The sequence below is a fragment of the Vibrio sp. C8 genome, from assembly GCF_054051265.1.
Map to the genome: position 1 here is coordinate 270,564 of NZ_JBPAOE010000011.1, position 12,785 is coordinate 283,348.

Sequence of the window (12,785 nt, forward strand, 5' to 3'; positions counted from 1 at the left end):
TTTGTTGTTGAGCACATTAAATACTATGCTCGTTTATTAATATTCCCCAATCAAAGCAAGGAAATGCAATGAAAGCAATAAAATACACGTTTTCTATTCTATTAGTTGTTCTTTTAGCCGGCTGTGGGCGAGTTCAACCAATCATGAACGTAGAGAATACTCCTGTTGCTTATAATCTTCAAAGTGACGAAGTGAAAGCTGCCATTATTGTTGCTGCAACCAATAGAGGTTGGATTATTTCAAACAACACTCCAACTGAATTAACTGCCAAACTTATGTCTCGAGATCATAGCGCGGAAGTTCGTATTCCTTATAGTGAAAAATATTATTCCATCATCTATGTCGGTTCTGTGAATTTGAAAGCGGGTGACGGTAATATTCACCGTAATTACAATCGCTGGGTTAATAATCTGAACGTTGATATTCAGAAACAATTGGCTAGAGCGTCAGTAAAATAGTTTCAAATAATATAATTAGGCTTTTTCGTGTTTGTACAAAAACAAGACCCTTATAACGCTCTAGAAGCGAAAACTGAGGCGCAAAAACTATCTTTTGCGCCGATTATTTTTCATACCGCACGAACATTACGTGATTTAGGTATTTTAACTGAATTGGATAAAGCGGGTTCGCAAGGGGCGAGTGCAGAAACTCTTTCCAATGCAACCGGTGTCTCTGAGTATGGTGTAAAAGTCCTTCTGGATATGGCGATTAGTGCTCATATCGTTATGTGGGAAAAGCCAAATTATATATTGGCGAATCTCGGGCATTTCATTCTTCATGATGGAATGACTCGCGCCAATATGGATTTCACGGCGGATGTTTGTTATGCGGCAATGATGCATTTAACCGAATCTATTAGGGAAGGTAAGCCTGCAGGGCTCAAAGAATTGGGCGAATGGGAAACCATTTACCAAGGTCTTTCTCGTTTGCCAGAAAAAGCAAAACAGAGCTGGTTCCAGTTTGACCACTTTTACTCAGATCGATCATTTCCTATTCTTCTTGAACATGTATTTGCGTCAAAGCCTAAAACTCTGGTCGATATCGGTGGTAACACGGGTAAATGGGCAATGCAATGCTGTCACTATGACAAAGATGTTGAAGTAACGATCGTTGACTTGCCGCAGCAGCTAGAAATGGCATTGAAAAATGCCGAAGAAAATGGTTTTTCGAAGCGTGTAAAGGGTTATCCAGCCAACATGTTGGATAAGAGCCAAGTCTTACCAGAACACGCGGATGTATGGTGGATGAGCCAGTTTTTAGACTGCTTTTCACCAATGGAAATTCTAAGTATTCTGCAAAGAGTAAAACAGCAGCTAAAGCCAGATTCAAAAGTGTATATTTTGGAGCTGTTCTGGGACGCCCAGAAATATGATGCGGCTTCTTATAGCTTGAACGCCACCTCGCTTTATTTTACCTGTCTGGCAAATGGTAACAGCCGATTTTATCGTAGTGATGATTTCCTAGAGATCGTTGACGCGGCTGGTTTAAAAGTTGTAGAGCGTACAGACCACATTGGTTTGGGACATACGCTGTTAGAACTAAAAGCCAAGTAAAAATAATATTCAGAGAATAATTGTAATGGATATACAGCAACGTCAAGTCGTTATTATTGGCGCGGGGCCGTCAGGTTCGACGGCCGCAGCTTTGCTTAACAAGCAAGGTATCGATGTTTTAGTGCTTGAAAAAATGCAATTTCCTCGTTTTTCCATCGGAGAGAGCTTGCTGCCTGCGTGTATGGAAGTTGTTGAGAGTGCCGGTATGCTGCAAGCGGTTGAAGAAGCGGGATTCCAGTTTAAAAATGGCGCTGCTTTTCGCAAAAATGGTATCTATACCGAATTCGACTTTTGCAATAAATTCACGCCGGGACCGGGAACTACCTTTCAGGTACAAAGAGCAAGCTTCGATAAAGTTCTCGCTGATAGTGCTCAAAGCCAAGGCGTTGAAATTCGCTACCAGCATGAAGTGAAAAGTATAGAATTTAATGACTCGATTTCAATACTGTCGGTAGAGGACGAACTAGGAAATAGTTATCAACTTCAAAGCTCTTACGTGTTAGACGCTAGTGGTTTTGGCCGAGTGTTGCCAAAACTATTAAGTCTTGAAGAGCCTTCTTGTCTGCCTGCGCGCAAAGCCATTTTTACCCACACAGTTGATCATATCGATGCAGATAAACATCTCTATGACAGAAACAAAATTCTTATTTCGGTTCATCCTAAACATGCTGACGTTTGGTATTGGCTCATTCCATTTTCTAATGGTGTTTGCTCTATTGGTGTGGTTGCCACACCAGAGTTTTTTGAAAGTTATGCTGAAGACAAAATCGAAGCGATAAAGCAACTAGCTAGCGAAGAACCCTATTTGGCTCTATTACTTGAGAATGCAGAGTTTCCAAATGCGGCAGGTGAGCTGAAAGGGTATTCCGCCAACGTTAAACATCTGGCTACTCAACACTATGCTCTGCTGGGGAATGCTGGTGAGTTTCTTGATCCGGTATTTTCGTCGGGTGTTACGATTGCAATGAAATCAGCACAATTGGCTGCTGAGTGTGTTGTTCGCCAAATAAAAGGCGAAAGTGTTGATTGGCAAAATGACTACGAAATACCGCTGATGATTGGTGTAAATGCGTTTAGAACTTATGTTGAAGGTTGGTATGACGGCACGTTGCAAGATGTTATCTACTATGAGAAGCCGAATTCAAGAATCAAACAGATGATCTGCTCAATATTGGCCGGTTACGCATGGGATAGCAATAATCCTTATGTGAAAGACTCGAAACGCCGCTTAACCAGTTTGGCAGAGCTTATCCGCAGTACCTAAATACTCAATAAAAGAGCGCAAGCTGTTGCAGTCTCAGAGCTGCATAACTATTTAATACTTAGCCTACGGTCTCTTATGCTCTTATATTGGGCATAGAGATCTAACTTAGTGCATGCGAGTGAGATCGCTCACAAATCCTTCTTGTTGGATGAGATAAAAATCACACAACCTCCCTAAAAATGTGCACAAAATGTTAAATTTATTGTTATTTTCTAGTGCAAGATGCTGAGAATGCGGTTTTAGTTAGATAAATCGAGATTTAAATCTAATGTAAAGGATTACTTTCCATTGTTGTCCTGAAAGTTCGGTCTAAGTTGGGTTTTATATCTAATTATTCATTATTGATAAGAATATAATCTCTTTTTATTCTGATTTTATGGCAAATTGCTTCAATGCTTGATAATGTTTGCCGCATTCTTTGTATGGAAATGACTAAAAATAGTCTATTTCAGAATCTTTCTGGTTAGCCGTTCTAGCCGATATGCAAAGAAGTCATGGATGCAATATTAAAACTTGGAGTTTATACAGATGTATAAGAACAAAATCACACAGGCACTCTTACTAGGTGCTGGTCTCGCGGTGGCAACAACTTCTCTTACAGCTTTTGCTGCTAACGTGCCTGCAGGTACTAAGCTAGCTCCAGTGCAAGAGATTGTTCGTGGTAACGGTACAGAAGTCGCTACTATCGACCCGCACAAATCTCAAGGTGTTCCAGAATCACACGTTATTCGTGACCTGCTAGAAGGCTTGGTAAACCAAGATGCTGACGGTAAGGTTATTCCTGGTGTCGCTGACCGCTGGGAAACATCAGACAACAAAACGTTCACTTTCCATATTCGTGAAGGCGCTAAGTGGTCTAACGGCGAACCTGTAACTGCGCAAGATTTCGTATACAGCTGGCAACGCGCTGTTGATCCTGCAACTGCTTCTCCATACTCTTGGTATATGGAAATGACACAGCTGAAGAATGCAGCTGATATCATTGCAGGGAAAAAAGACAAGAGTGAGCTAGGCGTACACGCTAAAGACGCGAACACTCTTGTTGTTGAGTTAGACTCAGCAGTTCCATATTTCGTTATGATGACTGGTCACACAACAATGAAACCAGTAAATCAGGCGACGGTTGAGAAGTTCGGTGACCAATGGACCAAACCTGACCACTTCGTTGGTAATGGTGCTTATGTTGTTGACAACTGGGTTGTGAACGAGCGCTTAGTGCTTAAACGCAACGAGCAATACTGGGATAATGAACACACTGTTATCAACAAAGTCACTTTCCTTCCGATTGAAAACCAAGTAGCTGAGATGAACCGCTTCCTAGCAGGCGAGATCGACATCAGTTATGAGGTGCCAGTAGAGCATTTCCGTCGTCTTAAGAAAGAGCACCCAGAATTGGTTTCTGTAGTGGGTAACCTATGTTCTTACTACTATTCTTTCAACACCAAGAAAAAACCGTTTGACGACGTTCGTGTTCGTAAAGCGATTTCTTATGCGATTGACCGTAACATCGTTAGCGATGCAATCATGGGTCAAGGTCAGAAACCTGCATACTTCCTAACGCCTGAGATCACTTCTGGTTTCAACCCAGTAATGCCTGCTTACGGCAAAATGACTCAGAAACAGCGTAACGAAGAAGCTGCTCGCCTACTTGCTGAAGCTGGTTACGGTAAAGACAACCCACTTAAGTTCACTCTTCTATACAACACTTCAGAAAACCACAAGAAGGTTGCTGTAGCGATTGGTTCTATGTGGAAGAAAACTTTGGGTCTAGATGTCACTCTAGAAAACCAAGAGTGGAAAACTTACCTATCTTCTAAAGACCAAGGTGACTTCGAAGTTGCTCGTGCCGGTTGGTGTGGTGACTACAACGAAGCGTCTTCATTCCTAACTTTGATGACAAGTAACAACACTACTGGTGGTCAACACTGGGGTAACAAAGAGTACGATGCAATCATAGATAAAGCACTGACTTCTACTTCTGAAGAAGAACGTCAAAAACTTTATGCAGAGGCGGAAGCTCTAATGGCGAAAGACATGCCTATCGCTCCAATTTATCAGTATGTTAAGACTCGTCTGCTTTCTCCGAAAGTAGGTGGTTTCCCTGCAAACAACGCAGAAGAAAAGATCTACTCAAAAGATCTGTACATCAAAGCTGAATAAATTAGCAAAGCTATAAAATTATAATTAAGTAATATTCTGCATGTGCTTGAGGTTCGCGGATGGTACATGCAGTATTTTTTTGTTTTAAATAGTCACAGACTGGAAGAGTGAGTTTATGTTTAAATTCATTATTAGACGAATTCTGGAAGCAATCCCAACTATGTTGGTGTTGATTACAGTTTCGTTTTTTCTCATGCGTTTCGCACCAGGAAACCCTTTCTCGAGCGAGCGCGCTTTACCGCCAGAAGTAATGGCGAATATTGAAGCTAAATATGGGCTTGATAAGCCTGTATTAGAGCAGTACACCACATACCTAACTAATGTTTTACAAGGTGATTTTGGACCTTCATTTAAGTACCTTGATTACTCTGTAAACGAGTTAATTTTTGCAGCCCTTCCTGTGTCAGCGAAAGTAGGTTTTGCTGCTTTTATTTTCACAGTAATTATGGGTGTAACTGTCGGGACACTTGCCGCATTAAGGCAAAATACTTGGCTGGACTACTCAATTATGGCTACCGCTATGATTGGTGTCGTAATGCCTTCATTCGTTCTCGCACCGGTATTGATTTACATTTTCTCTATTAATTTAGGTTGGTTCCCTGCTGGGGGCTGGTTAGACGGGTCCTTCAAGTATATGGCCCTGCCAGTTCTTGGTATGTCTCTACTATACGTAGCAACGTTTGCACGTATTACACGTGGTTCAATGATTGAAACTCTAAACAGTAACTTCATTCGAACTGCGCGAGCAAAAGGGTTGAGCTATCCGTACATCGTTGTTAAGCACGCGCTGAAACCCGCGTTATTACCAGTAGTTTCTTATATGGGACCTGCATTCGTAGGTATCATTACTGGTTCTGTAGTTATCGAAACCATCTTTGGTCTTCCGGGTATTGGTAAGTTGTTCGTAAACGCGGCATTTAACCGTGACTACTCTCTGGTAATGGGTGTAACCATTCTTATTGGTTTCTTATTTATCCTGTTCAACGCAATTGTAGATATCTTGTTGGCAGCGATTGACCCGAAAATTCGTTACTAAGGAAGTACTACTATGTTGACGAAAAAAGAAAATCTGGAAGCGATTGAAAAGTTTTCCGAAAATCTTGAAATCGAGGGTCGCAGCCTGTGGCAGGACGCTCGTATCCGCTTTATGCGCAATAAAGCAGCGATGGTGAGTTTATTTATTCTCATACTTATGACGTTGGCGGTTATTTTCTTGCCAATGATTGCTCCTTTTACTTATGACGATACTGACTGGTACGCAATGCACGTTGCACCAAATGCAGAACATTGGTTTGGTACAGACAGTTTAGGGCGTGATATCTACGTTCGTACTTTGGTAGGCGGCCGAATTTCTCTGATGGTTGGTGTGATGGGGGCTCTGGTTGCGGTACTCATCGGTACACTTTACGGCGCGGCGTCTGGCTTCATAGGCGGCCGTGTTGACCGTATCATGATGCGTATCCTTGAAATTCTGTACGCAGTACCATTCATGTTCTTGGTTATTGTATTGGTAACCTTCTTTGGGCGTAATATTGTTCTTATCTTCGTAGCTATCGGTGCTATTGCATGGCTTGATATGGCACGTATTGTTCGTGGCCAAACGTTGAGCCTACGCAGCAAAGAGTTCATCGAAGCGGCGCACGTTTGTGGTGTGAGTAACTGGAAGATCATTACTCGTCATATCGTTCCTAACGTATTAGGTATTGTTGCAGTTTACTCAACGCTACTCATTCCAAGCATGATTCTGACGGAATCGTTCTTATCTTTCCTTGGTTTAGGTGTTCAAGAGCCTATGACAAGCTGGGGAGCACTATTGCAAGAAGGTGCAAACACAATGGAAATTGCAGTATGGCAGCTTGGCTTCCCTGCGGCATTCATGGTGGTCACACTGTTCTGCTTTAACTATGTGGGTGACGGTCTCCGTGACGCGCTGGATCCAAAAGACAGATAAGAATTGAGGAAGTAGTAATGGCTTTATTAGATGTCAAAGACCTGCGCGTAGAGTTCACTACCCAAGATGGTATTGTTACCGCAGTAAACGATTTGAACTTCTCACTGAATCAGGGTGAGACATTAGGTATCGTTGGTGAATCTGGTTCGGGTAAATCCCAAACAGTATTCTCAATCATGGGCCTGTTGGCTAAGAACGGTATCATTTCTGGTAGCGCAAAGTTTGAAGGTAAGGAAATCCTAAACCTGCCTGAAAAAGAGCTGAATAAAGTTCGCGCTGAACAAATTGCAATGATCTTCCAAGACCCGATGACATCGCTTAACCCTTATATGAAGGTTAGCGACCAGTTGATGGAAGTGTTAATGCTGCACAAAGGCATGAGCAAAGCAGAAGCGTTTGAAGAGTCTGTTCGCATGTTGGAAGCGGTAAAAATTCCGGAAGCTCGCAAACGAATTACAATGTATCCGCATGAGTTCTCTGGTGGTATGCGTCAGCGTGTAATGATTGCAATGGCTCTGCTGTGTCGTCCGAAACTGTTGATCGCTGATGAACCGACAACTGCATTAGACGTAACGGTTCAGGCTCAGATCATGGATCTTCTTAACGAACTGAAATCTGAGTTCAACACAGCAATCATCATGATCACTCACGATTTAGGTGTGGTTGCGGGTTCTTGCGACAAAGTACTCGTCATGTACGCTGGTCGCACAATGGAGTACGGTACGGTTGATGAGATTTTCTATCAACCTAGCCACCCATATGCAGAAGGCTTGTTGAAAGCAATCCCACGTTTGGATACTGAAGGCGATGTATTACCGACCATTCCGGGTAATCCGCCAAACTTACTTCGTCTGCCACCGGGTTGTCCATATCAAGACCGCTGTCATCGCGTAATGGACCGCTGTAAACGTGAAGCGCCGATCCTGACGCCATTTGGCAATGATCGTCAACGCGCATGTTTTTCTGACTGGGAGACTTGGACGAAATGAGTGTAGATAAAAAATTACTGTTAGATGTTAAAGAGCTAAAAGTACACTTTGACATCGCTTCTAAATCAGCATGGCCTTGGTCAAAACCTGCGAAGCTTAAAGCTGTAGATGGTGTGAACGTTCGCCTTTATGAAGGTGAAACTCTAGGCGTTGTGGGTGAATCAGGCTGTGGTAAATCGACATTTGCTCGCGCAATTATCGGTCTTGTACAGGCAACTGACGGTGAAGTGGTCTGGTTAGGTCAAGATTTGACTCGCATGCAAGAAGTGAAACGTCGCGAGACTCGTAAAGATATTCAGATGATTTTCCAAGACCCTCTTGCGTCTTTGAACCCGCGTATGACAGTAGGGGACATTATTGCTGAGCCGCTACAGACTTTCTACCCAGAGCTTTCTAAGCAAGAAGTGAAAGACCGTGTTAAAGAGATGATGGCAAAAGTGGGTCTGTTACCAAACGTGATCAATCGCTATCCACACGAATTCTCTGGTGGTCAGTGTCAACGTATTGGTATTGCTCGTGCTTTGATTCTTAATCCAAAGATGATTATTTGTGATGAACCAGTATCAGCGCTAGACGTATCAATTCAGGCTCAGGTCGTAAACCTGCTGCAAGAACTGCAACGTGAGTTAGGGTTAAGCCTAGTATTCATCGCACACGACTTGTCAGTAGTAAAACATATTTCTGACCGTGTATTGGTAATGTATTTAGGTAATGCAGTAGAGCTAGGTGAATCTGAAGCGTTGTTTGCTAATCCTAAGCACCCATATACCAAGGCATTGATGTCAGCGGTTCCAATTCCAGATCCAAAATTGGAGCGCGCTAAGACAATTCAAATGCTTGAAGGCGACCTACCTTCACCAATTAACCCGCCATCGGGATGTGTTTTCAGAACTCGTTGTCCTCAAGCGACAGAGATCTGTGCTCAAACTAAGCCACAAATTCAGGGTTCTGATACCCATGCTGTTTCGTGCTTACACGTTGAGATGTAAATTCAGCCTGTGACGGGCATAAGCGCGGCTTCTTTTTGAGTCGCGCTTTTTTTATTTATTGCAATATCAATAATATAGACAATACTTTTAGTTAAGTCTTAGGGGAGAAGTATGAAGGATATATGAAGAACATGTTAATAGGTTCCATTTGTCAGCGTATTATTTTAGTGTTTTTCTTTGTTTCTTTAATTTGGTTGTGTTTTAACATATTTATACCTAGAGATCAGGTTATATATACCTACGATATTAAGCGCTTCTTTAGTTTGTTTACTGTTGCTATATTTTTTATCGTTGTAATACTTTCTTCTAGTATTCGTGAGTATATATGTAATAGTGTTAATTCTTTGCCGTACCCTATCAAAATATGTTCGTTAATTTTTATAATCACCTTATTTGTGGTTGATTTATTTAATTCATCATATGTGTTTTATTCTTATCTATATGATTTATATTTTATAGGTATTGTTGGGTTAATTTTCTTTTTTCTCAATGAATTCCAAAAAAGCAAATCCATTTACTTCGTAATGGCCTGTCTAATCACTTTTTGCCTTTTCGCTAGTGTCTCGGTCGCGTTTTATCTCCGAGTGACGCAAGGCTTATATGTTAATTATCATACGATTCTAAGTTTTGTGAATCCTAGGTTTCTTAATCAAGTTCAAATCTGGTTTGTTCTGCCAATTCTTTATTTATCAGTTAGAGCGAAAATTAGAAAGAATTCTTCAATATTCTATAATATAGCTTTGAGTTTGACATTGTCCCTTATTGTTACTTTAGATGCTAGAGGCTTGTTTTTAGCAGTAGCAGGAGGGATAGTTTTAATTACTATTTTGAATAAAAGTAATCGTGTTTTGTGGATAAAAACAATACTAATAAATATGTTTTCCGGTATTGTTATTTCTATAGTGTTCTTTAAATTAATACCTTTTTTATATTCGGGGCAAGGAGAGGTTATTCCTGAAATTAGAACTAGCTCTTCCGGTCGAATAGAACTCTGGACTAACAGCATTACGAATAGTTCTTTGGCAGGAAATGGTGGTGGTAGTTTTGTTTGCGGAGGGTATAAATTTGGTCATCCCCATAACTCACTATTGACGGTTATCTACGAATGGGGAGTGATTCCCGCTTTGGCCTACATTAGTTTATGCTTGATCTTGTTGAAGCATGTTTTTTCTACTAAAGCACAATTAGGTCAGGTATTAGGAGTTAATGTTCTCATTGGAGTTGCATATAGCCTAGTCTCCGGAGTATTTATTATGCCGTTAAGCCAATTAATGGCTGTGATGTCATTAGCAGCGTTTTGGTCGACCAGAAAACATTTAAGAGCAGAAGATTCAAAAATTCGCCTACGGTATCATCTATTAATTATTTTCATTTCCAGTTGTTTTATTTTTTCTTGCATATATCTGGCTTTGCTAAGGCTACCATTTTACGAAGGTTTGGATCAAAACGAAGTTCTTCAACGCAAAAATGTAGGTGTAAACATGTGGGTGGGTGATAATTGCTTGAGGAACTCACAAGTTGATATGAACAACAATCTATTCAAAAAATTCGAATGACTAAGCCAAAACCCTTCGGGTGAGTATTCAGCTCTATCAACTATAATGACCCCCAGAAGTAAGTATTAGTGAAGGGGTGAGTCATGGGGAAATTAGTTGAAGGTGTCTGGCATGATGTTTGGTACGACACAAAAAGTAGCGATGGAAAATTCATTCGAGAAGACGCAGGGTTTCGCGATTGGATAGACAATCGTTCTGACGCCAAGTTTTCACCCGAAGCTGGTCGTTATCACTTGTATGTCTCTTTGGCTTGTCCATGGGCTCACCGTACATTGATTTTTCGCGAGCTTAAGCAACTGCAAGATATTATCGATGTCACCATTGTTTGCCCAGACATGCTCCATGATGGTTGGAAATTCGGCATTCCTGAACCTTTATTTGGGCACACTAAACTTCATCAAATCTATACCCAAGCGAAGCCTGACTATTCAGGCCGCGTGACTGTACCTGTGTTATGGGATAAGAAACTTCAAACCATCGTAAGTAACGAATCGTCTGAAATTATTCGCATGTTTAACCGTGCATTTAATGAGTTAACAGATAATCACGCCGATTACTATCCTGATGCACTGCGCAATGTTATCGATGAATGGAATGATTATATCTATCCAAACATTAACAATGGTGTTTATCGCTGCGGCTTTGCAACTACTCAGGAAGCCTATGAAGAAGCCTATGAGTCTTTGTTTGAAGCATTAGACAAAGTGGAAGCACATTTGGCTCATAACCGATATCTGGCGGGCTCTAGCATCACAGAGGCAGACTGGCGCTTGTTTACCACTCTTATTCGGTTTGATTCGGTTTATGTTGGCCATTTTAAGTGCAACAAAAAGAGAATTGCAGATTATCCAAATTTGAATGGTTATTTGAAAGAGCTATACCAAGTTCCGGGAGTAAGAGAGACTACGGACTTTTACCATATTAAACGACACTACTACTTCAGTCATACCAACATTAATCCAACGCAAGTGGTGCCAGTTGGGCCTGAATTGGATTTAGAATCTCCACACAACAGAGATTTGGTATAAATAAAAAACGCATCTTTTACGATGCGTTTTTTATTAGCTAAGTTTTATTATCTAAGTGTTATTGACCTGACCAGCTGTAGGTAGCAGTTAGGAAATATAAGGCAGAATCATCAAAACCACCACTTAACTGGCCTGCTTGTGTCTTGGAGTCTTCAAGTAATACGACTTCAAAGGCTAGGCCCATTGTACGACCTTCACCTAGATCGTATTCCATACCCGTACCAATACGCCATGCATCACCTGTTGGGATGGTAAAGTCACCTGAAGATTGATTCTTGTATAGGCTGCTATCAAATGCCAAGCCTGAATTCCATATCAGTTTCTTGTTTACTTGGTAACGTGAACCTACAGCAATATGGTAGGTATCTTGAGTTGGCGTTTTAGTGAAAGTTTCGTATTCACTCCAGTCTTCCCAACCAAAGTTACCCATTACAGCGAGCTTATCGTTTAACTGATGGAATGCACTAAAAGTCAGTGTTTGTGGCATTACAGCTGGATCAACGGTTTGACCTAATACATCGACATCAAATTTGAGTTCTGTTTCTGACGAGTAACCTAGGCCAAAACGTGTATCTTCATTAGGTGAGAAAAGGACACCAAGTTTGGCGTTGTAGGTAATGTCAGTATCGTCAATCTGAGCGCCGCCAGCTTCTACATCAAACATACCATATTGGATACCTAAGCCAGCGCCAACCGACCATTGTTCATTGATCTTGTAAGAAGCGGTTGGCTGAATGGTGAGGGCTTGAGTTACCGCAGTTTTGATTGGGAAGTTTTCGTACTCTAGCCCCATTCCATAATTACCGTAAACACCGATGCCTAGTGTTAACTTGTCATTAATTTGCTGGCTGTAGAATGCAGAGCCGAGGGGGACAAAACCAACAATGTTTCCTGCGCTGGCGCCATTATCCATTTGGTATTCAGTGTCGCCATAAAGCGCCATCATACCGCCGGTAAAAGATTGACCTTCAACATTAGATAAGCCAGCTGGGTTTGCAGCCAGAACAGATGCATCTTGAGCGCGTGCAGCCTTGCCCGCAGCGGCTAGACCAAGATCATTGTTGCCGATTTCGTGCAAATATACACCAGCAGAGTATACAGAAGTACTCGCTAGAACTGCGCTAGCGACGAGGGATTTTTTTAGTAGATTCATGTTATTAGACTTATAAAATTGAAAGTTAGTAGCTGTAGTATTCTATTAAGCGTGGTTTGGTAGATATGTAGGAATTTTCGACAAACGCTTGTTGGAAGGGATTAAATTTTATTAAGAATAAAAAAGCCGCAACTTAGGTTGC

Annotated in this window: 11 protein-coding genes; 10 read left to right on the plus strand and 1 reads right to left on the minus strand. The window is 41.4% G+C overall.

Going from position 1 to position 12,785, the window contains the following annotated elements; all coding sequences use genetic code 11:
- Nucleotides 1-68 precede the first annotated feature (68 nt).
- The 10 genes from ACRQQK_RS07285 to ACRQQK_RS07330 all read left to right on the plus strand — a co-directional run bounded on the left by ACRQQK_RS07285 (nucleotide 69) and on the right by ACRQQK_RS07330 (nucleotide 11,490).
- Complete coding sequence (locus tag ACRQQK_RS07285; protein WP_457510636.1) at nucleotides 69-458, plus strand: hypothetical protein; 390 nt, start codon at nucleotides 69-71, stop codon at nucleotides 456-458.
- Between the two features lie 27 nt (nucleotides 459-485).
- Nucleotides 486-1,553 (plus strand): methyltransferase, encoded by a 1,068-nt coding sequence (locus tag ACRQQK_RS07290; protein ID WP_457510637.1) that lies wholly within the window; start codon nucleotides 486-488, stop codon nucleotides 1,551-1,553.
- 25 nt (nucleotides 1,554-1,578) lie between these two features.
- Complete coding sequence (locus ACRQQK_RS07295; RefSeq protein WP_457510638.1) at nucleotides 1,579-2,817, plus strand: NAD(P)/FAD-dependent oxidoreductase; 1,239 nt, start codon at nucleotides 1,579-1,581, stop codon at nucleotides 2,815-2,817.
- A 528-nt stretch (nucleotides 2,818-3,345) separates the two neighbouring features.
- Nucleotides 3,346-4,977, plus strand: coding sequence for an ABC transporter substrate-binding protein (locus ACRQQK_RS07300; protein ID WP_457510639.1), 1,632 nt, complete (start codon nucleotides 3,346-3,348; stop codon nucleotides 4,975-4,977).
- Nucleotides 4,978-5,092: 115 nt separating this feature from the next.
- On the plus strand, nucleotides 5,093-6,013 hold the full coding sequence (gene oppB / locus ACRQQK_RS07305; RefSeq protein ID WP_457510640.1) for an oligopeptide ABC transporter permease OppB: 921 nt from the start codon (nucleotides 5,093-5,095) through the stop codon (nucleotides 6,011-6,013).
- Between the two features lie 12 nt (nucleotides 6,014-6,025).
- Nucleotides 6,026-6,928 carry an oligopeptide ABC transporter permease OppC gene (gene oppC, locus ACRQQK_RS07310; RefSeq protein ID WP_457510641.1) on the plus strand — a complete coding sequence of 301 codons (903 nt, stop codon included), beginning with the start codon at nucleotides 6,026-6,028 and terminating at the stop codon, nucleotides 6,926-6,928.
- A 17-nt stretch (nucleotides 6,929-6,945) separates the two neighbouring features.
- Nucleotides 6,946-7,917 carry an ABC transporter ATP-binding protein gene (gene oppD / locus ACRQQK_RS07315; RefSeq protein ID WP_042481824.1) on the plus strand — a complete coding sequence of 324 codons (972 nt, stop codon included), beginning with the start codon at nucleotides 6,946-6,948 and terminating at the stop codon, nucleotides 7,915-7,917.
- Nucleotides 7,914-8,906, plus strand: coding sequence for a murein tripeptide/oligopeptide ABC transporter ATP binding protein OppF (gene oppF / locus ACRQQK_RS07320; RefSeq protein ID WP_042481828.1), 993 nt, complete (start codon nucleotides 7,914-7,916; stop codon nucleotides 8,904-8,906). Before oppD ends, oppF begins: the two co-directional genes overlap by 4 nt.
- Before the next feature lie 122 nt (nucleotides 8,907-9,028).
- Nucleotides 9,029-10,462, plus strand: coding sequence for an O-antigen ligase family protein (locus ACRQQK_RS07325; protein WP_457510642.1), 1,434 nt, complete (start codon nucleotides 9,029-9,031; stop codon nucleotides 10,460-10,462).
- Nucleotides 10,463-10,545: 83 nt separating this feature from the next.
- The gene (locus ACRQQK_RS07330; RefSeq protein ID WP_457510643.1) at nucleotides 10,546-11,490 is read left to right on the plus strand and encodes a glutathione S-transferase family protein; all 945 of its coding nucleotides are present in this window, start codon (nucleotides 10,546-10,548) and stop codon (nucleotides 11,488-11,490) included.
- A gap of 58 nt (nucleotides 11,491-11,548) precedes the next feature.
- Here the strand turns inward: ACRQQK_RS07330 and ACRQQK_RS07335 are convergent, their stop codons facing one another.
- Entirely contained in the window at nucleotides 11,549-12,643 is a 1,095-nt protein-coding gene (locus tag ACRQQK_RS07335) for an OmpP1/FadL family transporter (protein ID WP_457510644.1), read from the minus strand.
- Between the last annotated feature and the right edge of the window lie 142 nt (nucleotides 12,644-12,785).

Coding starts and splice junctions, on each gene's coding strand:
- oppD (WP_042481824.1), top strand. CDS start 6,946: ATGGCTTTATTAGATGTCAAAGACCTGCGCGTAGAGTTCACTACCCAA.
- oppF (WP_042481828.1), top strand. CDS start 7,914: ATGAGTGTAGATAAAAAATTACTGTTAGATGTTAAAGAGCTAAAAGTA.
- ACRQQK_RS07285 (WP_457510636.1), top strand. CDS start 69: ATGAAAGCAATAAAATACACGTTTTCTATTCTATTAGTTGTTCTTTTA.
- ACRQQK_RS07295 (WP_457510638.1), top strand. CDS start 1,579: ATGGATATACAGCAACGTCAAGTCGTTATTATTGGCGCGGGGCCGTCA.
- ACRQQK_RS07325 (WP_457510642.1), top strand. CDS start 9,029: ATGAAGAACATGTTAATAGGTTCCATTTGTCAGCGTATTATTTTAGTG.
- oppB (WP_457510640.1), top strand. CDS start 5,093: ATGTTTAAATTCATTATTAGACGAATTCTGGAAGCAATCCCAACTATG.
- oppC (WP_457510641.1), top strand. CDS start 6,026: ATGTTGACGAAAAAAGAAAATCTGGAAGCGATTGAAAAGTTTTCCGAA.
- ACRQQK_RS07300 (WP_457510639.1), top strand. CDS start 3,346: ATGTATAAGAACAAAATCACACAGGCACTCTTACTAGGTGCTGGTCTC.
- ACRQQK_RS07335 (WP_457510644.1), bottom strand. CDS start 12,643: ATGAATCTACTAAAAAAATCCCTCGTCGCTAGCGCAGTTCTAGCGAGT.
- ACRQQK_RS07330 (WP_457510643.1), top strand. CDS start 10,546: ATGGGGAAATTAGTTGAAGGTGTCTGGCATGATGTTTGGTACGACACA.